Raw genomic sequence first — 19,146 nt, forward strand, 5'->3', positions numbered from 1 at the left:
GAAAGGGTGGGCAATGATGAGCCGGAAGAGAGTCTTAGCACTCCTGTGGGCAACCCTAATCCTAGCACCGTTTCACCTGCTCAGGCTTTTTCAGGATGAAATGTTGTATATGATACTCTCAAGAGATGCTTGGCATCTGATAATGAGACCAAGGTCATCACTGGTATTCATCCTAACGTCTCCACTGACAGCCATCGGAAACGTCGATGTGTGGGTAACTCTCCTCAGGCTCTCAACGTCCTTTGTAACCCTTGCCAACGTTCTCCTAGTGTACGAGCTCGCCAAGAAGAGGTTCGGAGAAAAGCCCGCGTTCATAGGAGCCCTGCTATTTATAACTTCATTCACGGTCCTACGGTACGGAGCTCGCTACACCCTCGAACCTTGGGGAGTCTTCTTCGTGCTCCTGGCGATATACCTGACAGAAAAAAGCCCCGCGCTCGCCGGCCTGTGCATCGGTCTTTCATTTGCGTCGAGGGAAACGTGGCTCACGACGATTCCCTTCTTCCTGCTGTACCTGAGAATCATAAGAAAAAGGGACTTCTGGCGGGCGCTGGTAACCGCGAGCGCGCCCGTCCTCCCAACGTTCCTGCTGATGGCCGGGATAGGGATTCAACGGAGCCCTATTGAATATAACTCAAGAATTTTCATCCAGTGGGGATTCGAGGCAGTGGAACTCGAAATACGGGCGTGGGGCCTGTTCGCCATAGCATACCTCCTGATAACACTTGGGTTTCTCGGGGCGCTACTCTTCGCCGAAAAAAGGCTACGCAGGGAGATAGCCCTGCTGGCGCTTCCCTCAGTTCTCACGCTGGGAGGAGTTTTCGGCTTCCTCCTAAACGGGCCCTTTGAGAGGTACACCTACGGACCGCTCGCACTCATGAGCATTTACTCTGGCTGGGGTCTCCTCAGGGCGTATGATTGGGCTAAAAACCACGTCCCTGTAATCAAGCCAGCGCTCAAGAAGGTAGTTGCCCTCTTCATAGGCCTCCAGCTCATCGCTATGAACATCGCGGTCGTTGAAATGAGCAACATCGGGGCGAAAGGAATCCAGGATTACGGATACTGGCACGACAGAAAGGTGTTCAGAATTCTAGAGGAATACGCCAAATCGACGGACTCTTTCGGGGGAACACCACACCCGGGGCTCCTAGGCTTTGAAAACTGGACATGGGCGGACAGAAACCTCACGCGCGTTCTTCTGAAGAACCCAGACTGGCTGATAACGTTCAGGGCCTGGGCGGAGGTGAACCAGAGCGCTGTACATGATGGCGCCGTTGAGGTCTGGGAGACTGGACCGTACCTGATAGTCCACCGAAAAACGAGCCTCCCGATGAAGAACTGCGTCATTCCGAGGAATTTCACGTTCTGGAGGAAGCCGTGAGGGCCTCAAAGCGCCTCCTAGCGAGAACACCCATCTTTCTGAGGAGTTTTCTGTTGGAGAGCAGTTCTCGTAGGGCCCTCTCAAGGGAGTCCTTGTCGGCATCAACGAGAACCCCACCCTTCCCAGCCTCAACGATAATAGGAAACTCCCCGGATTTGCTAACGAGCACTGGAGTTCCAAAGGCCATGGCCTCAACAACGACCTTACCAAAGGCCTCGCTTTCGGAGGAAGGGAGGGCAAGAAGGAGAGCATTTCGGTAGAGCTCTTCGAGCTCGTCGTCTTCAACGAAGCCCTTAAAGACAACCTTCCCCTCAATGCCGAGCTCCTCTACCAGTGCCCGATAGTGGGGCACCATATCACCCGAGCCCACGACCACGAGGGTGACGTCTGGAAATGAGTTGCGAAGCCCACTAAAGGCCCGCAGGAGAAGCTCAAGGTTCTTCCAGCGGTGGGCCCGCGTCAGCTGACCGACGAAGAGAACGTAACGTCCGCCGTAGTGGGGAGTGGCTTTGAGATACCGCTCCTCAACCGGGGGGTACCTGACCCGCGACCTGAAGCCCTTGGCGCGGAGAACCCTAGAAACGTACCTTGAAACGGCAACGAGTTCAACGCCCCTGAGAGTCAGCCTCTCTACGGTCCGCTCGTATAGACCGGCGAGAAAATCGATGAGGGAGCCCTTTTTGAGGGAGCCGGTGTGGTAGAAGACCGTCACTGAGACTCCAAGGAGTTTTCCCACAAGGGAAGCAACGTCGGCGTAAAAGGGAACGGGGGTATGGGCGATTATCCGGTCAAAGCCCTCTGCCCTCACGAGAGAAATGAGTTCAAAGGGAAGGGTCAGCCGGACGGGTGTGTTTGAGATAATGACGTGAGGACGCTGGCGTATAACCCGGACATTCCCGAGGGTCTCGACCCGGGGCTTTCCCCTGGTGGCGCACAGGACGGTAACCTCTCCCTCCGATGCAAGCTCCCTGGAGAGGGCGTGGGCGTAGCGTTCAAGCCCGCCCCCCTCCGGAAAGAAATAGGGAGACACCGCGAGAACCTTCAATGGCTAACCCTCCTTCAGCATAAGGATGCTCACGAAGAACGAGAAGAAGGCGAGCTGTATTCCGAGCGCTATCAGTGTCATGACGAGCACCGCCTGCTTTATCTCAAATAGCGCACCGTAACCGCTGGAACGCCACTTGAGGAAAATCATTAATCCCAGGACGAGGCCCGCGCCGATGAGCACCGCTGAGAGGAGCAGTCCTTCTTCAAGGATGGAATACCTCATAAAGAACTTTGTAATCCTGTCCGGCTTTTCGAGACCCTCTCTCGCGGCGTAAACCTTGCTGAATATTCCAAAGTTGATAATGTGGAAGCCAACAATCACGAGAAGGCTGGCGAGGATTAGGGAGTGAACCCTAAGGGGGTTGGTGTTGTAGGCGTATACCATAAGACCCATGCCAGAAAGGACGAGAACGATTCCAGGAAGCAGGAAAAGATATGACGGCGAGTAAAGCAACATGAGGCGGAGGTGGCGCCAGCCGTCGCGGAAGGAGCTGAGCTTTGATTCCCCGATGCGGGGGTGGTATGTTATCGGGACCTCCTTAATCCTGAGCCCCGCCTTCGCCGCCTCGATGACCATCTCGCTCGCAAACTCCATTCCTCTGCACTTCAGCGGAAGCTTCTCCAGGGCGTCCCTGCGTATGGCCCTGAACCCGCAGTGGGCGTCGGACACGTTAGTCTTAAAGAGAACGTTCAGGATTTTCGTCAGAAGGGGATTCCCTATATACCTGTGAAGCCAGGGCATGGCACCCCTCTTGATTTCACCTCTGAGGCGGGTGCACATAACGAGGTCAGCCTCGTCCCTAAAGAGGGGCTCCAAGAGCTTTGGAAGCTCTGAGAAATCGTAGCTACCATCCGGGTCGCCCATGACTATGTACTTGCCCCTGGCGTGTTTGAACCCGGTGATATAGGCGTCCCCATAACCCTTGTCCCCCTGCCTGATTACGATAGCACCAAGGGAGCGGGCTATTTCAGGGGTTCTGTCCGAGCTCTTGTCGACAACGATTATCTCGTACGACAGACCCATCCTCTCAAGTGCTTCTCTCACCTTGGGCAATACAACTGAAATTGCCTCTTCCTCGTTCATTGTTGGGAGCACTACGGAAACGTCAACGCACATAGCACTTCCCTCGCCAGACTCATGGGGTATACCACCGAATCGTTTTTAGGATTTGCCCACATAAATACTCTAACAAGTAGAAACATTTTTAAGGGAAACAGGCGTATTATCTCCGTAACTACAACTGGAGGCTGTAAAAATGAGACGAACAATAGTTGGTATACTCCTGCTGGCAATACTCGCCCTGGCAGGAGTGGCCAAATCCCACTTCACAGACACGGCAATCTCTAAGGGCAACACCGTGACAACCGCCGAGTTCGACATCGCCATAAGTAAGGACGGAAAGCGCTTCTACAACGAGCTTAAGCTCTTCGACCTGAGCAACCTGCTCCCGGGGGAGAAGAAAAACGTGACATTCCTCGTCAAGAACAGGGGCACGGTCACGATGAACCGGCTGACACTGACGCTGAACGTCCGAAACTACGAGGTGAAGATGTCCCCGGCGGAGAAAGCCGTTGATTCAACACCCGAAAAGGGAGAACTCGGAAAGTGGCTGGTTCTGAAAACAATCAGCGTGAACGGGAAGCCCGTGCTCGTGAACAAAACCCTCGACGAGCTCAGCGGGAAGACGATATCCCTGCCGGTAAAGCTCAAGCCAGGGGAGAAGGCCGAAGTAAGGATGACCTTTGACCTCCCGGTCGAGGCGGGCAACGAGTGTCAGACCGATGGAATAGACGTGACGCTTAGGCTCGACGCGAGCCAGTGAGCTTTTATACTTCCCCCACCTTCTCCCTCAGGTGGGAGCATGATTGGAATCGTATTCGACATGGACGGCGTCATCTACCGCGGAAACCAACCAATTGAGGGTTCGCGGGAGGTAATCGAATACCTGAGGGAGGAGGGTATTCCATTCGTCTTCCTCACCAACAACTCGACCAGAACGCCCAGCATGTACAGGCAGAAGCTCCTCTCGATGGGAATAGACGTCCTGGCGGAGAGAATAGTTACCTCGGGCCTCGCCACGAGGCTCTACATGGCCAAGCATATGGAACCCTGGAAAATCTTCGTCATCGGTGGAGATGGCCTCCACGAGGAGATGGAAAAGCTGGGCTGGGGCGTTGTAAGCCTCGAAGAGTGCAGGGAAGGAAAATGGAAGGAAATCGGGCACGTTGTGGTTGGTCTCGACCCCAAGCTAACCTACGAGAAGCTCAAGTACGGGACGCTCGCAATAAGGAACGGGGCGACATTTATAGGAACGAACCCCGACACCACTTACCCGGCGGAGGAGGGGCTCTACCCCGGAGCGGGGGCAATAATAGCGTCGCTGAAGGCCTCAACCGACAGGGAGCCTATAATAATCGGAAAGCCCAACGAGCCCGTGTATGAAATCGTGAGGGAAAAGCTCGGACCAGTTGATGAAATCTGGATGGTGGGGGACAGGCTTGACACGGACATTGCCTTTGCGAAGCGCTTCGGCATGAAGGCGATAATGGTTCTCACAGGTGTGAGCACCTTAGAGGACGTCGAGCGGAGTGGTGTTAAGCCCGACCTCGTTCTGCCAAGCGTGAAGGAACTCCTAGACCACCTGAGGGTTGTGGAATGAAGGCGAGGGAGCTGATAGAGAAGTTAATCTGGCAGGAGAACGAACTTTACAACCTCTACAAGCTCGGGGAAACGTACGCGCTCTTCGAGAGGCCGGAGTTAAGGGACACCTTCGCGCTCATGGCGGAGGAGGAACTTAGACACCGCGAAACCCTGACGGGACTCCTGAACGAGGGGACCCTCGAGAGCCTAATCCTCGACTACATGGACGAACTGTCAATAGAGCCTGTCCTGAGCGATGAAAGAGCCAAACCGGAGAGCCTTGAAGAGCTCGTTGTTGAGGCCGTCCTGAGGGAAAAGCACGCCTATGAGATGTATTCCAAGCTCGCGAAGCTCCTGGGTGAGCCCTTCAGCGACCTGTTCCTGCACCTCGCGAGGGAAGAACTGACCCACGCGTACCGGTTGAAGCTGATATACGAGGCCATCTAAACCATCCATCGCCTTTTTCTATCCGTTCCCTACCATCCAAGGTGATAAGTCAGAATTCGTCAGGATGGCAAGTCAAAGCGGGGCAAGGTATATTAGGGAACCCGGCGAGAGTGGCGGTGCTGATAATTTTACCAAGGACCAGATTTATACACAGCTGTGTGTCAGGGGTGTTTATATGGCCGTTGAAAAAGTGATGAAAAGAGACGGTAGAATCGTACCATTTGATAGGGAGCGTATAAGGTGGGCCATCCAGAGGGCAATGCTCGAAGTTGGAATCCACGACGAAAAGTTGCTCAATAGGGTCGTCAGAAGGGTCGTTAGGCGCGTCAACGAGCTCTACGACGGGCAGATTCCAAACATTGAGAACATACAGGACATCGTTGAACTCGAGCTCATGAGAGCAGGCCTCTTCGACGTTGCCAAGGCATACATTCTCTACCGCAAGAAGAAGGCCGAAATCAGGGAAGAAAAGAAAAAAATCCTCAACAAGGACAGGCTCGATGAAATCGACAAGCGCTTCTCCCTCAACGCCCTCCGCGTTTTAGCGAGCAGATACCTCATAAGAAACGAGAAGGGTGAAATTGTTGAGAGCCCCAGGGAGCTCTTTGAGAGGGTCGCCACCCTCGCGGTCATCCCCGATTTACTCTACGACGAGCGCGTTTACGACAAAGACGGAAAGCACGAGCAGGATTTAAGCCGGGTCAAGTACTACTTAGAGCACTTCGAGGAGTTCGACGGAAGGTACTCAATTGGACGCTTCAAGCTCAACAAGTACCACTTCGAGAGGCTTGTGAACCTCTATCGCGAGCTGGCGGAGAAGGGCAGGATGAAGGTCTCGATAGACGAGTTCCTGGGCATGCTCGAAAACGGGGCCTTCGACGACTACGAGGCTGAAATAGAGGAGTACTTCAGGCTCATGGCAGGTCAGGTTTTCATGCCCAACACTCCGGCCCTCATCAACTCGGGCAGGCCGTTGGGAATGCTCTCGGCATGCTTCGTTGTCCCAATAGAGGACGACATGGAGAGCATAATGAAGGCGGCGCACGACGTGGCCATGATACAGAAGATGGGAGGAGGTACGGGGCTTAATTTCTCAAAACTCCGTCCGGAGGGGGATTTCGTCGGTTCTACGGCCGGGGCTGCCTCAGGCCCGGTCAGCTTTATGCACCTTATAGATGCAGTCAGTGACGTCATCAAGCAGGGAGGCGTAAGGCGCGGAGCAAACATGGGAATCCTCGAGGTCTGGCATCCCGACATAGAGAAGTTCATTCACGCAAAGGAGAGAAACACTGGAACCAACGTGCTCAGCAACTTCAACATCAGCGTCGGCATCTGGGAGGACTTCTGGGAGGCCCTGAAGGAGGGCAAGCGCTACCCGCTCGTGAACCCGAGGACCGGCGAGAAAGTCAAGGAGATAGACCCCAAGAGCCTCTTCGAGGAGTTAGCGTTCATGGCCTGGAGCAAGGCCGACCCCGGCGTTATATTCTTCGACGTCATCAACAGGAGGAACGTTTTAGCGGAGGCGAAGGGAGGGCCAATAAGGGCCACTAACCCGTGTGTGGTCGGGGAGACGAGGATTTTAACTGAAAATGGAGAGATGAAAATCGAGGAACTTTTTGAACTGGCCAAGTCAAAGGGCGCAGAGACCATTAACATTATTGATGAGGGAGTACTCGGAGAGGGGGGCGAACAGAGGGCATACCTGAGTCCAGTAAAAGTCATTGCATCAAACGGTGAAAAAGTTGAAGCGTACGTGTGGAAGGTCGGATTTAAGCCTGCAATAAAGATTGTTCTCGAAGATGGAACCGAGCTCATAGGTGACGAAGAGCATGAGGTTAAGGTTAAGGGCCAATACGTGCGTCTGAAAGACCTCAAGCCAGGCTCATGCGTCGATGTATATCCTCAGGGATGCAGGAAGGTCATGCGCGTAGAGCCGGTTGGCAGGAGGCTCGTTTACACGTTGACAATGAAAAAAGTCCATGAGTACGTAGCAAACGGAATAGTAAGCAAGAACTGCGGAGAAGAGCCCCTCTACGAATACGAATCATGCAACCTCGCGAGCATCAACCTTGCCAAATTTGTAAAGTATGACGACGAAGGAAAGCCCTACTTCGACTGGGACGAGTACGCCTACGTGATTCAGAAAGTAGCTAAATACCTCGACAACGCCATCGACGTTAACCGCTTCCCGCTTCCTGAGATAGACCACAACACCAAGCTGACCAGGAGGATAGGCGTCGGAATGATGGGACTGGCAGATGCGCTCTTCAAGCTCGGCATACCCTACAACAGCGAGGAAGGCTTCGCCTTCATGAGGAAGGCCACCGAGTATCTCACCTTCTACGCCTACAAGTACAGCGTTGAGGCCGCCAAAAAGCGCGGAACGTTCCCGCTCTACGAGAAGAGTGCCTACAAGGACGGCGAGCTACCGGTCGAGGGCTTCTACCACCGCGAGATATGGACGCTCCCGTGGGACGAGCTCGTCGAGGAAATCAAACGCTATGGAGTCAGGAACGGCATGGTAACTACCTGCCCGCCAACGGGAAGTGTTTCAATGATAGCGGACACCTCCAGCGGAATCGAGCCAATCTTTGCACTGGTTTATAAGAAGAGCGTCACCGTCGGCGAGTTCTACTACGTCGACCCAGTCTTTGAGGCGGAGCTCAAGAAGCGCGGTCTCTGGAGTGAGCAGCTACTGAAAAAGATAAGCGACAACTACGGCTCGGTGCAGGGGCTTGAGGAGATTCCCGAGGACATGCAACGCGTTTTCGTCACCTCGATGGACGTCCACTGGCTCGACCATATACTGGCCCAGGCCAACATACAGCTCTGGCTCACCGACAGCGCGAGCAAGACGATAAACATGCCGAACGACGCAACGGTGGAGGACGTTAAGGCAGCTTACCTGCTCGCCTACAAGCTCGGCTGTAAGGGAATAACAGTCTACCGCGATGGCTCGCTCTCGGTGCAGGTCTACAGCGTCGAGGGCGAGAAGAGGAAGCGCGTCCCGGCCAAGCCGAGCAGGTACGCGGTTGAGAAGCTGAAGGCTGTTGTCGAGGCCGAGCCCTGGCTGGCCAAGTTCATCAACGTCGAGGCCATCCTCAACGGCACCAACGGGAAGGAGAAAAAACCCGAACTCAGCTTTTCCCTGAGCACGGCAAAGGCCATCACGCCAAAGACGCCAGAGCACCCGCACCACGCGGAGAAACCGGAGATTCCTGAGGAGAAGATTAAGGAGCTCCTAGGTGTAGCATACTGCCCGGTCTGTTACGAGAGGGACGGAGAGCTTGTCGAGCTCAGGATGGAGAGCGGTTGCGCCACCTGCCCGCGCTGTGGATGGAGCAAGTGCGTCATCAGCTGAGGGTTTCTTTTGTTTTCTTTGCACTCTAACCTCGCTCCCCCCTGACATCTTTTAACATTCTCCTGCCAAAATAGGTTTTTTAAGGCCTTTCTTTTAACTTCCACCACTCACCCAAAGCTTAAGTTCGGCGTTGAGAACTCATGCTATTCGGAGGTGTTCCCATGGACAAGGTTTACCTGACCTGGTGGCAGATTGATAGGGCCGTCTTCGCGCTCGCCGAAGAACTGAGAAAGCACTTCATGCCCGACGTGATAGTCGGAATCGCGAGGGGCGGGCTTATTCCAGCGGTGAGGCTGAGCCACGTTTTGGGCGATGTGGAGCTCAAGGTCATAGACGTAAAGTTCTACAAGGGCATAGACGAGAGGATGGAGAAGCCTGTCGTTACGATTCCGCTCCACGGCTCACTGGAGGGCAAGAAGGTAGTTATCGTGGACGACGTCAGCGACACAGGGAAGACCCTCGAAGTCGTCATCGAAGAAGTCAAGAAGGCAGGGGCGAAGGAGGTTAAGGTCGCCTGCCTCAGCATGAAGCCCTGGACCAAGGTAGTGCCAGACTTCTACATCTTCAGAACAGACAAATGGATAGTCTTCCCCTGGGAGGAGTTTCCGGTCGTGGTGAGGGAGTAACCCCTTTTAATCCCTCCCCCCAACTTTTCTCGGTGGTGGTATGAGGGCGTTCATAGCGATAGATGTGAGCGACGAGGTTCGCGACAACCTTCTGAAGGCCCAGGAGAGGATAGGGAGCAAGTCAGCGAGGATAAAGTTCGTTGAACGAGAGAACTTCCACGTGACGCTCAAGTTCCTCGGGGAGATTGACGAGGTAACAGCGGAAGAAGTTAAGAAGGCCCTGGCGGAGATAGCGAGAAAGCACAAAAAGCACCGCGTTCGCGTTAAGGGAATCGGCGTCTTCCCGAACCCGAACTACGTGAGGGTGATATGGGCCGGAATCGAAAACGACGAGGGGATAAAGGCGATAGCGAACGACGTCGAGCGCGAGATGAGGAGGCTCGGCTTCAAGAAGGACAAAGACTTCGTGGCCCACATAACAATCGGGCGCGTCAAGTTCGTTCGCGATAAGGTTGAACTGGCGATGGCGCTCAAAGACCTTGCCAACGAGGACTTCGGCGAGTTCGAGGTTGAGGCGATAGAGCTGAAGAAGAGCACTCTTACTCCAAAGGGTCCGATTTACGAGACGGTGGCAAGGTTCGAGCTCGCGGAGTGAGCGCAATGGAGATGGAAGAAGTCCTCAGCGAGGTCCTCCAAAGGATAAGGCCGAGCAAGGAGGAGAGAACCTTCGTTAAGGCCCTCATGAAAGAACTGAGAACAATCGCTGAGGAGAGAATAGAGGAGCTCGGCCTCGACGTCAGGCCCTACTTCGTCGGCTCGCTCGCGAAGGACACTTATCTGGCCGGAGACCACGACGTTGACCTTTTCCTCGCCTTTCCCCTCGATACCCCCCTCGAAGAGCTGAGAGAGAGGGGTCTTGAGCTCGGAAAGGCCATTGCTGAAAGCCTTGACGGCTATGAAGTGGCCTACGCTGAGCACCCCTACGTGAGGGCCAAATATAAGGGTGTGAGCGTTGACCTCGTGCCCTGCTACGACGTCAGAACTTGGCGGGACGTTAGAACCGCAGTGGACCGCTCGATACTCCACACGAGGTGGGTGAATGAGAACCTCAGGGGACGGAACGACGAGGTAAGGCTCCTCAAGCGCTTCCTGAAGGGTATCAACGCCTACGGGAGCGAGATTTACGTTAGGGGCTTTTCCGGCTACTTGGCCGAAATCCTCATCATCAAGTACGGCTCCTTCCTCGATGTTGTCAAGAAGGCTGACTTCATCCTAAGGCAGAAGATAATAGACCCCGCAGACTGGCTGAGGAAAGAGCCAGAGGTTGCGCTCAAGACCGTGAAGAGGGAAACCGAGGAGGACAGACCGCTGATAGTGATAGACCCCGTCGACCCGAGACGGAACGTTTCGGCCAACCTGAGCTGGGAGAAGTACGGGCGCTTCTACTTCAAGAGCATGGAGTTCCTTGAGAATCCCTCGGTCAAGTTCTTCTTTCCGTCCGAGAAGCCCAAGGGAAACTACCTCGACGAGCTGAGGAAGAGGGGAACCGCCCTTGTAACGCTCCTAATCGATGCCCCAGATATGGTGGACGACATACTTTTGCCCCAGCTGGAGAGGAGCGCGAGGGGCTTCGAGAAGACCCTTGAGAGGGAAGGCTTCCGCGTCCTCGGCTGGGACGTCGGAAGAAAAGGGAAGGCCTTCATAATGCTCGAACTCGACAGGGATAAAAGGGAGAGAGTGAAGATTAAGCCCGGCCCGGAGTTCTTTACCGAGCGGGGGCGGAACTTCTACAGGAAGAACGGGAAGGTCTGGCTAATCGGGAAGAGGCTCTACTCCGAAAAACCCGTCCAGGAGAGCGTAGTGGAGGTTATCCTCGAACTCCTCGAGAAGAACCAGGTGGCTTTGGGGAGGGGAATAAGAGACGCGGTGAGAGACGCGGATATACTGTTAAACTACGTTCCTAAGGAGCTGGAGCGCGAGGCCTATCTCTTCCTGAGCCGAGAGAAGTGGAATCTCAAAGAGTAGGAGAAGGCCCTTTTTTCCAACAATCTTTTTGACCCGCTCCAAAGCGGACCTGAGTTCAAGGGCACTCTTACCATCGAAGCCCCTCTCGAGGAGCTCAACCAGCCGTGATTCCCTCAGCTCGAAACCCTTTTTGGGCTTCATTAAAACCACCGGTTATAGAGTTAGGGAAACAAAATATAAACTTACCCCCCGCGGTGCTCGCAGTACTCTGGGTTCTCCCAGAGGCCGTGTCTTTCGCCGGGGATGTGGCCGGTGTCCGCGGTTGCCCACTCAAGGTTGTAGCCCTCAATGAGGCTTCTCAGGTCGCCCCAGAGGTCATGTTTTCCTACGTAGAGCGCGGACCTCGTCACGACGTTGTAGCCGCTCGTTGGAACCTCAGGCTTCAAGGCCTCGCGCCAGGCCTCTTCACCCGTCTCCCAGCCCTCGATTGACGGCATCGCGGAGAGGTTCCATACGTGGTAGAGGTCATCAAAGCGGAGCATCTTGAGATACGCCCCGATAAAGAGCGACTGAAGCTCGCTTTCCTCGAAATACTCCATCAGCTCAATCAGAGCCTTTGCCATGACCGAGACGTTGGAAAAGGTAACACGGGTGTCAAGGTTCTCCCAGAAGCGCGGACAGGAGTGGTTGGCGAGGAGCATGAGATAGTAGGCCCTGCCGAGCGGTAGGGCGTCCCTATCGCCGTTGGCAGGCTCGAGGACGTAGTTGAGAGACGTGCTCAGGCCGAAGTAGTCGTAGTAATCCCTGAAGAAGACCCTGGCGTATCTGACCAAGAACTCCTCCGGGTCGGCGTTAAGCTCTTTCAGGCCCGTTAAAACGCCAAGCCTTACCGTCCTGTTGAGCTCGCCGAAAAGGCGCATGAAGGCGACCTTCCAGAGCTGGGAGATTTTTCTTCCGTTTATTTCCCTTGCGAAGACCCGTCCATCGGCCCTCCTGTAGCCGAGCCAGCGCGAGTCGCTCGTCTTGCCGTCGAGGCTCAGGTCGAGGTAGTCGCTCCAGCTGGAGAACTCCTTGACGGGCATCTCAAAGGAGCACTCGCCCTTGAGGCGCCTGAACTCACCAGAGAGCTTCCTCCAGACGAAGGAAGGCGCAGAAATCCGTTCAACTCCGTTTCTCTCAAGGCCCCCCATCCATGCAACGAATCGTTCGAGCTGTGCAGGATTTCCGAGCAGACTCTCAAGGTCGCTCGCGGTGAAGACCAGGTAGGGAACGCCTAGGTTCTCCTTGTAGTCGTCCCTCCGCGAGAGGGTCTCGCTCACCAGCCCCGGAACGTCGAGGGTGTTGAAGGTGAAGGCGTCGCTCAGGCCCCACTCACGGCCGAAGACGAAGGAGTTCGAGTAGCGGTTGCATGAGTACTTCGCCTGCGGAAAGTCGTAGAGAAGTTGCCTTTCATCGAGCAGGAAGACGAGCTTCCTATCGGTGAGGGATTCAATGAGGTGAACGGTCTTTCTCGTTATCACAGCCTCAGGAAGCCAATAACCAATAACGCTCTTGTCGCCAATCAGCGGAGCGTAGAAGTCAAAGGAAACCCTTGCAAGGATTTTCTGCTCAAACTCGTCGAGATGGGGCATTATCGGGTGGAAGGGAACCGTCGGAACGGCGTCGAGGGTCTTAAGGAGCTCAACAGTCCTCTCAAAGGCCCTCCTTCTGTACCGGAGGAGCATGAGGAACGTGAAAGGCTCTATATCGACGCTGACTCCCTTGAGCCGTGATAGAACATCGGAAATTCTCTCATAGGAGTAGAGCATTACCCGCGTCCAGTTCTCGCCCCTAACTTCCTCATCGCCGATTCTAATCGCGACCGGGCTTTTCCGCTCCCCGTACTCTATCGGGCCGGACCCGTCGCCGTCCTCAACGTAAACTATGTCGCCCGGCTGGTAGGCGTGAAAGTGATGGGCGTACTTCATGAACATGGTCTCACCGATAGTGATACGTCTCCAACCCTTATCGCCTTTTCTTACCCATATCTGCCCCATAGGTTAATAAACCTGTCCAGCAAAGTACAGTCGGTGGGAGAATGAAGAGGCTCTTGAGGGAACTCCTTGGGGAGGAGCTGGCCAACTACCTCGAACTGCTAAGGGCGAAGCTGGCCTTCGCGGAGGAGCTTTACGGAATAAAGATGAACTACGTCCCGCTCATTACCGAAGGAGACGTCGTAATCCTCGACAAGAGGGACGGGCTGATAAAGTGGCTGAAAACGAAGAAACCGCTCGAAGAGGAGGAGCTCAGAAAGCTGGCCGGTAAAATCCGCCAGAACCTCGAAAGCGGTTACGTGGAGATGCTCCTTTCAATGAACATGTCCTGCATCAACGGACCTGGAGAGTAAATTTTTAAATCATCTTTTTAACTCGGCTCGATGAAAAGGGCCGAGCTTATACTTCTCACGATAACCGCCATGTGGGGCTTCACATTTCCGGCGATGAAGGTCAGTCTGGACTATCTTCCGCCGATTCTCTTCCTGGCTTATCGCTTCGGTATCGCGTCGCTTCTAATGCTAATCCTTTTCCGCTCAAAGGTCCTCAGGAAGGAGACCCTGCGCGAGGGCTTTCTTCTCGGGCTCACGCTATTCTTCGGCCACAGCTTCCAGATTGTCGGCCTCAAGTACACCACCGCATCGAACTCGGCCTTCATAACGTCTCTCTACGTCGTGTTCACGCCCTTCATAGCCTATTTCCTCCTCGGGGAGAGGGTAAAAGCAAGAGACGTTTTGTCGCTCGCCATCGCCCTCACAGGACTTTACCTGATTTCAGGGGGTATGAGTGGTGTGAACTACGGCGACCTCCTCACGGCCCTCTGCGCCGTCAGCTTCGCCTTCCAGATAGTCCTCGTCCAGCGCTTTGGCGAGAAGGACTACCTCAGCCTGGCCTTCTGGCAGATTTTCTGGAACTTCATCTTTTCCTTAATCTTCGCGCTGGCGTTCGAGCCCAAGGTTCTTCCAAGGGAATTGCTCCCCTGGCTCGGACTGCTCTACACGGCCGTCTTCGGGACTGTTGTGGCGTTTACACTTCAGGTCAAGTACCAGAAGCACACGACGGCCTACAAGGCGGCGCTCATCTATTCGATGGAACCAATCTTTGGTTCCCTGTCGGCGTTCTTGATTCTCGGCGAGAGGTTTACTAAGAGGGCCTTAGCGGGCGCGTTCCTCATAATGGCGGGCGTTTGGAACAAGATAAAGAAAAACTAACGAAAGGTTAATAAAAACTTCCACCTTATTCTTAAAGCGGAGGTGATGGTCATGGTGCACGAGTACATAAAGAACCGCACCAAGGAGTTATCAAAGGATGAGAAGGAGAAGCGCTACAAGTACCTCGGAAAGGAGGTCATAGACGTCGGTGACCCGGGACTCGACAGCATCCCCGAGTTCTACGGCATAGCGAACGCCATATGGCGCGACTGGAAGAACGGAGAGATAAGCACGAGGACGGCCCTTGGAAGGCTCGCGCTCCTCAAACTGCTCACATACAAGAGCAAGAACAAAAAGATTCAGGACATCCCGGAGGAGGAGCTTGAGGAGGTCAGGAAGTTCATAGACTACGTGATACAGGTCATCAAGAACGAGAGCAGGAGAAAGGGCGAGCCCGAGGAGGAGAGGCAGGTCGAGGAGAAAGCTTAAAATTCTCACCGACTTAACCGTAACCGCCCTCCCCTCTCACACCCCCGTGATGAATGAGCGGGGGACGGTCGGGGAGGGCACAGCCTCATTTTCTCCCGAAGAACAGCTCCTGATTCATCCTCGGTATCATCGCCATCAGGACTGCAATCTCGTTGAGTTCCGTCCTCGTGAGCAATCCTTTACTCAGAACGCCTATCGCACCAACCTTTCTCTTGAGTTTAGGGTCTTTGACGAGCTCGCCCATCGCCACACCTGCCTCAACACCCTCCTTAAGGATTCTCTCGATTACAACAGGCGGGTACTCAAAGCCCGGTCCGTGACCTATCGTTATCCTCCCATCGGGACTAACAACTGCACAGACCTGAACGTCGAGGTAGCCGGTCACCGTTCCCGGGAATGGATAGATTCCCGCCTCGATTCCGACGCCGAGGTCTGCTCCTGTCTTCTCCAAAGCCCTCTTCGCCCTGTTTATAGCACCCCTTACTATCTCCTCGATTCCAATCGGCTGGTCTGAAACACCGCTGTCAACCTCAACGCCGACCACCTCGACGTCGCCGTAAATCCTTCTCATAACCCTCTCAACGGCATTAACCTTTGTCGGATTAGTAGAGCCGACCGCGATTCTCATGCCACCACCGAAAAAACTCGGCAGAAAACCTTATAAACTAACTTCCCAATTCTGCCCCGATACCCATGAGGGGGGAGTGTTTTATCCTTCGCTCCGCCCGTTTCGAGGCTTGAGCCCTCTTCTGGGTTAGACTTAACTATCACTTCTGGAGGGTTCTGGGATGATTAAGGAGCCAGAGTTTAGGGAATACAACCCGGGCAAGCTGGAGGAGAAGATAGAAGCCTTTTGGAAGGAGAACGACACCTACGAGAAGGTCAAGGCCAGCAGGGCGAACGGCCCAAAGTACTACTTCCTCGACGGACCGCCGTATGTGAGCGGTGCGATACACCTCGGAACGGCCTGGAACAAGATAATCAAGGACATGATAATCCGCTTCAGGACCATGCAGGGCTACAACGTTCGCAGACAGCCGGGCTTCGACATGCACGGCCTTCCGATAGAGGTTAAGGTCGAGCAGGCTCTCGGCCTTAAGACCAAGAAGGACATAGAGACCGAGATAGGCGTCGACAACTTCATCAAGAAGTGTAAGGAGTTCGCCCTCAACAACCTCAAGGTCATGACCGAGCAGTTCAAGATGCTCGGCATCTGGATGGACTGGGACAACCCCTACATGACCATAAAGAACGAGTACATCGAATCGGGCTGGTTCACGCTCAAGAGGGCCTGGGAGAAGGGGCTTTTGGAGAAGGACAAGCGCGTCCTCCACTGGTGCCCGCGCTGTGAGACTGCCTTGGCCGAGCACGAGGTCCGCGGCGAGTACAAGGTCAGGAAGGACCCGAGCATCTACGTCAAGTTCCCTGTGGAGGGCAGGGAGAACGAGTACCTCCTCATCTGGACTACCACCCCCTGGACGCTTCCTGCCAACTTAGCCGTTACCGTTCACCCCGAGTACGACTACGCCAAAGTAAAGGTCGAGACAGAGAACGGCGAGGAGTACTGGATAATCGCGAAGGCCCTCGTCGAGCGCGTTCTGAATGAGGTCGGGGTCAAGGGAGAGGTAGTCGAGGAGTTCAAGGGCAAGAAACTTGAAGGGCTCCGCTACGTCCACGTCCTAATGGACGAGTATCCACGGCAGAGAGAGTTCCGCGAGAAGTACGAGTGGGCACACAGGGTTATCCTCGGCGAGCACGTGACGCTTGAGGACGGTACAGGACTGGTTCACACCGCGCCGGGCCACGGTGAGGAGGACTTCGAAGTCGGGCAGAAGTACGGTCTGCCTGTTTACAGCCCGGTCGACGACCAGGGTCGCTACACTGAGGGCAGGTGGAAGGGCGTCTACGTCAAGGACGCAGACCCGGAGATAATCGAGCACCTCAAGGAGAAGGGCTACCTCGTGAAGGCGGGAACGATAGAGCACAAGTACCCGCACTGCTGGCGCTGTAAGACCCCACTTATCTTCCGCGCCACTGACCAGTGGTTCCTCAAGGTCAGCAAGGTCAAGGACAAGATAATCAAGGAGAACGACGAGAAGGTTACGTGGTATCCCGAGTGGGTCAAAGTAAGGTACGACAACGGCGTCATGAACTCGGGTGACTGGGTCATAAGCAGGCAGAGGTACTGGGGAATACCGCTCCCGATATGGCAGACCGAGAACGGCGAGATATACGTCGTTGGCTCTTTCAAGGAGCTGGTCGAGCTTGCCGTCGCGATAGAGGTGGACGGCGAGCGCGTTGAACTCCCAGAGGACTACAACGAGAAGCTAAGGGTCATAGAGGAGAAGCTTGGCCCAGAAGATTTGCACAGGCCCTACGTCGATGCCTTCATCATAAAGGTTAACGGCAAGGAGATGAGAAGGGTAAAGGACGTCGTCGACGTCTGGTTCGACAGCGGAATAGCAAGCTGGGCGTCGCTCGACTACCCACGTAACAAGGAGCTCTTTGAGAAGCTCTGGCCGGCCGACTTCATAGTCGAGGGCGAAGACCAGGTCACCAAGTGGTTCTACTCCCAGCAGGCCGCGAGCGTCATAGCCTTCAACACCGTGCCTTACAGAGCCGTTGCCATGCACGGCTACGTCCTCGATGAGAAGGGAGACAAGATGAGCAAGAGCCTCGGCAACATCATAAGGCCCGAGGAGGTCGTCCAGAAGGAGGGAAGGGACCCGTTCAGGTTCTACATGCTCTGGGCCACCAACCCCTGGGAGAACCTCCGCTTCAGCTGGAAGGGCCTGGCTCAGGTTAAGAGAATGCTCAACATACTCTGGAACGTCTACGTGCTCAGCGCAACCTACATGAGCCTCGACAACTTCGACCCGACCAAGCTCAAGCCCGAGGAGCTTCCGTTCCGCGAGGAGGACAGGTGGATACTCAGCAGGGTCAACGGGCTCATAAAGGACGTCGAAGAGGGTATAGAGACCTTCAGGCTGACGAAAGCGACGAGAGCCATCTACAACTTCGTCGTCGAGGACCTGAGCAGGTGGTACATCAGACTAATCAGGAAGCGCATGTGGGTCGAGGGAGATGACCCAGACAAGTTAGCGGCCTACTACACCGTCTGGAAGGTCTTCGACGTCCTCCTCAGATTGATGGCCCCGTTCACGCCCTACATAGCCGAGGAGATATACCAGAACATGCTCAGGCCGTTCCTCGGCGTGGAAAGCGTCCACATGCTCGACTGGCCGAAGCCTGACGAGGAAACCATAGACGAGGAGCTTGAGCGCGAGATGGAGTACGTCAGGAGGATAGTCGAGGCCGGCTCTTCGGCGAGGCAGAGGGCCAAGATAAAGCTCCGCTACCCGGTCAGGAGGATAATAGTGGAGACCGAAGATGAGACCGTCAAGAAGGCCGTTGAGAGGCTCAACAGAATCCTGCGCGACCAGCTCAACGCCAAAGAAGTAGTCGTCGAAAAGGTCGAGCGCGAGCTCGTCATCAAGCCCAACTTTGCCAAGGTCGGGCCCGAGTTCAAGGGCGACGCCAAACTCGTGATAGCCTGGATAAACGAGCACGGAAGGGAACTCTACGAGGCCGGCGAGATGGACGTTAAACTCGAAGGAAAGACCTTCCACCTCACGAGGGAGCATCTGACAATCGAGGAGAAACTGCCGGACTTCTTTGTCGCCGAGGACTTCGAGGGTGGAAGGGTCTTCGTGGACAAGACCCTCACGAGGGAGCTCCTCGCGGAAGGCCTCGCCAGGGAGTTCGTCAGGAGGATACAGGAGATGCGCAAGCGCCTTGATTTGGACGTGAACGACAGAATCGTTGTCACCATAGAGACCACCGACGAGAACCGCGAACTGCTCAGTGAGAACCTCGACTACATAAAGAAGGAGACCAGGGCGACCGAGATAATCTTCGGCGAGGCGAAAGGATTCGTCGTCGAGTGGCCCGAGGTTCAGGCGAAGATAGGGATTGAGAAGGTGGAGTGAGATCAACTGCTTTCTCCTTTTATTACCTCGGACTTCAACGACACCATACAGAGTAGTATGATATAATTAATTCATC

The 19,146-nt window shown here is 54.8% G+C and carries 17 protein-coding genes; 12 read left to right on the forward strand and 5 right to left on the reverse strand.

The window, feature by feature from the left end; translation table 11 throughout:
- Nucleotides 1-16: 16 nt before the first annotated feature.
- Nucleotides 17-1,381, forward strand: a complete 1,365-nt coding sequence (locus MVO87_RS05350; protein ID WP_297512618.1) for an ArnT family glycosyltransferase — start codon at nucleotides 17-19, stop codon at nucleotides 1,379-1,381.
- On the opposite strand, the gene MVO87_RS05355 is transcribed toward MVO87_RS05350, so the two are convergent.
- Together MVO87_RS05355 and MVO87_RS05360 are read right to left on the reverse strand one after the other, a co-directional pair.
- A complete protein-coding gene (locus MVO87_RS05355; protein ID WP_297512617.1) occupies nucleotides 1,359-2,411 on the reverse strand; it encodes a glycosyltransferase family 4 protein in 1,053 nt (350 codons plus the stop codon). The genes MVO87_RS05350 and MVO87_RS05355 overlap by 23 nt on opposite strands.
- Nucleotides 2,412-2,429: 18 nt before the next feature.
- Nucleotides 2,430-3,545 (reverse strand): glycosyltransferase family 2 protein, encoded by a 1,116-nt coding sequence (locus tag MVO87_RS05360; protein ID WP_297552475.1) that lies wholly within the window; start codon nucleotides 3,543-3,545, stop codon nucleotides 2,430-2,432.
- A gap of 139 nt (nucleotides 3,546-3,684) precedes the next feature.
- Between MVO87_RS05360 and MVO87_RS05365 the strand changes: the two genes are divergently transcribed.
- The 7 genes from MVO87_RS05365 to cca all read left to right on the forward strand — a co-directional run bounded on the left by MVO87_RS05365 (nucleotide 3,685) and on the right by cca (nucleotide 11,468).
- On the forward strand, nucleotides 3,685-4,251 hold the full coding sequence (locus MVO87_RS05365) for a methyltransferase (RefSeq protein ID WP_297512772.1): 567 nt from the start codon (nucleotides 3,685-3,687) through the stop codon (nucleotides 4,249-4,251).
- 39 nt (nucleotides 4,252-4,290) lie between these two features.
- Nucleotides 4,291-5,088: a 2-phosphoglycolate phosphatase gene (locus tag MVO87_RS05370; RefSeq protein ID WP_297512773.1), complete on the forward strand. Its 798-nt coding sequence runs from the start codon at nucleotides 4,291-4,293 to the stop codon at nucleotides 5,086-5,088.
- Nucleotides 5,085-5,516: a ferritin family protein gene (locus tag MVO87_RS05375; RefSeq protein WP_297512775.1), complete on the forward strand. Its 432-nt coding sequence runs from the start codon at nucleotides 5,085-5,087 to the stop codon at nucleotides 5,514-5,516. The genes MVO87_RS05370 and MVO87_RS05375 overlap by 4 nt, the downstream gene beginning before the upstream one ends.
- Before the next feature lie 175 nt (nucleotides 5,517-5,691).
- Nucleotides 5,692-8,877, forward strand: coding sequence for an adenosylcobalamin-dependent ribonucleoside-diphosphate reductase (locus MVO87_RS05380; protein ID WP_297552477.1), 3,186 nt, complete (start codon nucleotides 5,692-5,694; stop codon nucleotides 8,875-8,877).
- Between the two features lie 161 nt (nucleotides 8,878-9,038).
- Complete coding sequence (locus tag MVO87_RS05385; RefSeq protein ID WP_297514324.1) at nucleotides 9,039-9,503, forward strand: phosphoribosyltransferase; 465 nt, start codon at nucleotides 9,039-9,041, stop codon at nucleotides 9,501-9,503.
- Between the two features lie 40 nt (nucleotides 9,504-9,543).
- Complete coding sequence (gene thpR / locus MVO87_RS05390; protein WP_297514321.1) at nucleotides 9,544-10,098, forward strand: RNA 2',3'-cyclic phosphodiesterase; 555 nt, start codon at nucleotides 9,544-9,546, stop codon at nucleotides 10,096-10,098.
- Nucleotides 10,099-10,103: 5 nt separating this feature from the next.
- Nucleotides 10,104-11,468: a CCA tRNA nucleotidyltransferase gene (cca, locus tag MVO87_RS05395; protein WP_297514318.1), complete on the forward strand. Its 1,365-nt coding sequence runs from the start codon at nucleotides 10,104-10,106 to the stop codon at nucleotides 11,466-11,468.
- Here cca and MVO87_RS05400 read toward each other — a convergent pair.
- Together MVO87_RS05400 and MVO87_RS05405 are read right to left on the reverse strand one after the other, a co-directional pair.
- Nucleotides 11,391-11,609 (reverse strand): hypothetical protein, encoded by a 219-nt coding sequence (locus tag MVO87_RS05400; protein ID WP_297514316.1) that lies wholly within the window; start codon nucleotides 11,607-11,609, stop codon nucleotides 11,391-11,393. The genes cca and MVO87_RS05400 overlap by 78 nt on opposite strands.
- Nucleotides 11,610-11,650: 41 nt before the next feature.
- Nucleotides 11,651-13,381 (reverse strand): glycoside hydrolase, encoded by a 1,731-nt coding sequence (locus tag MVO87_RS05405; RefSeq protein WP_297514314.1) that lies wholly within the window; start codon nucleotides 13,379-13,381, stop codon nucleotides 11,651-11,653.
- Between the two features lie 104 nt (nucleotides 13,382-13,485).
- Between MVO87_RS05405 and MVO87_RS05410 the strand changes: the two genes are divergently transcribed.
- From MVO87_RS05410 to MVO87_RS05420, 3 genes are read left to right on the forward strand one after another with little or no spacing between them, the layout of a single operon-like run.
- Nucleotides 13,486-13,794 carry a hypothetical protein gene (locus tag MVO87_RS05410; protein ID WP_297552479.1) on the forward strand — a complete coding sequence of 103 codons (309 nt, stop codon included), beginning with the start codon at nucleotides 13,486-13,488 and terminating at the stop codon, nucleotides 13,792-13,794.
- A 30-nt stretch (nucleotides 13,795-13,824) separates the two neighbouring features.
- Nucleotides 13,825-14,652: a DMT family transporter gene (locus MVO87_RS05415; protein WP_297514310.1), complete on the forward strand. Its 828-nt coding sequence runs from the start codon at nucleotides 13,825-13,827 to the stop codon at nucleotides 14,650-14,652.
- Between the two features lie 51 nt (nucleotides 14,653-14,703).
- Nucleotides 14,704-15,081: a hypothetical protein gene (locus tag MVO87_RS05420; RefSeq protein WP_297514330.1), complete on the forward strand. Its 378-nt coding sequence runs from the start codon at nucleotides 14,704-14,706 to the stop codon at nucleotides 15,079-15,081.
- An 85-nt stretch (nucleotides 15,082-15,166) separates the two neighbouring features.
- On the opposite strand, the gene yjjX is transcribed toward MVO87_RS05420, so the two are convergent.
- Nucleotides 15,167-15,709, reverse strand: a complete 543-nt coding sequence (yjjX, locus tag MVO87_RS05425) for an inosine/xanthosine triphosphatase (RefSeq protein WP_297514308.1) — start codon at nucleotides 15,707-15,709, stop codon at nucleotides 15,167-15,169.
- 160 nt (nucleotides 15,710-15,869) lie between these two features.
- On the opposite strand from yjjX, the gene ileS reads away from it, so the two are divergent.
- A complete protein-coding gene (gene ileS / locus MVO87_RS05430; protein ID WP_297515335.1) occupies nucleotides 15,870-19,070 on the forward strand; it encodes an isoleucine--tRNA ligase in 3,201 nt (1,066 codons plus the stop codon).
- Nucleotides 19,071-19,146: the final 76 nt, after the last annotated feature.

This window comes from Thermococcus sp. (assembly GCF_027063845.1).
GTDB lineage: Archaea > Methanobacteriota_B > Thermococci > Thermococcales > Thermococcaceae > Thermococcus.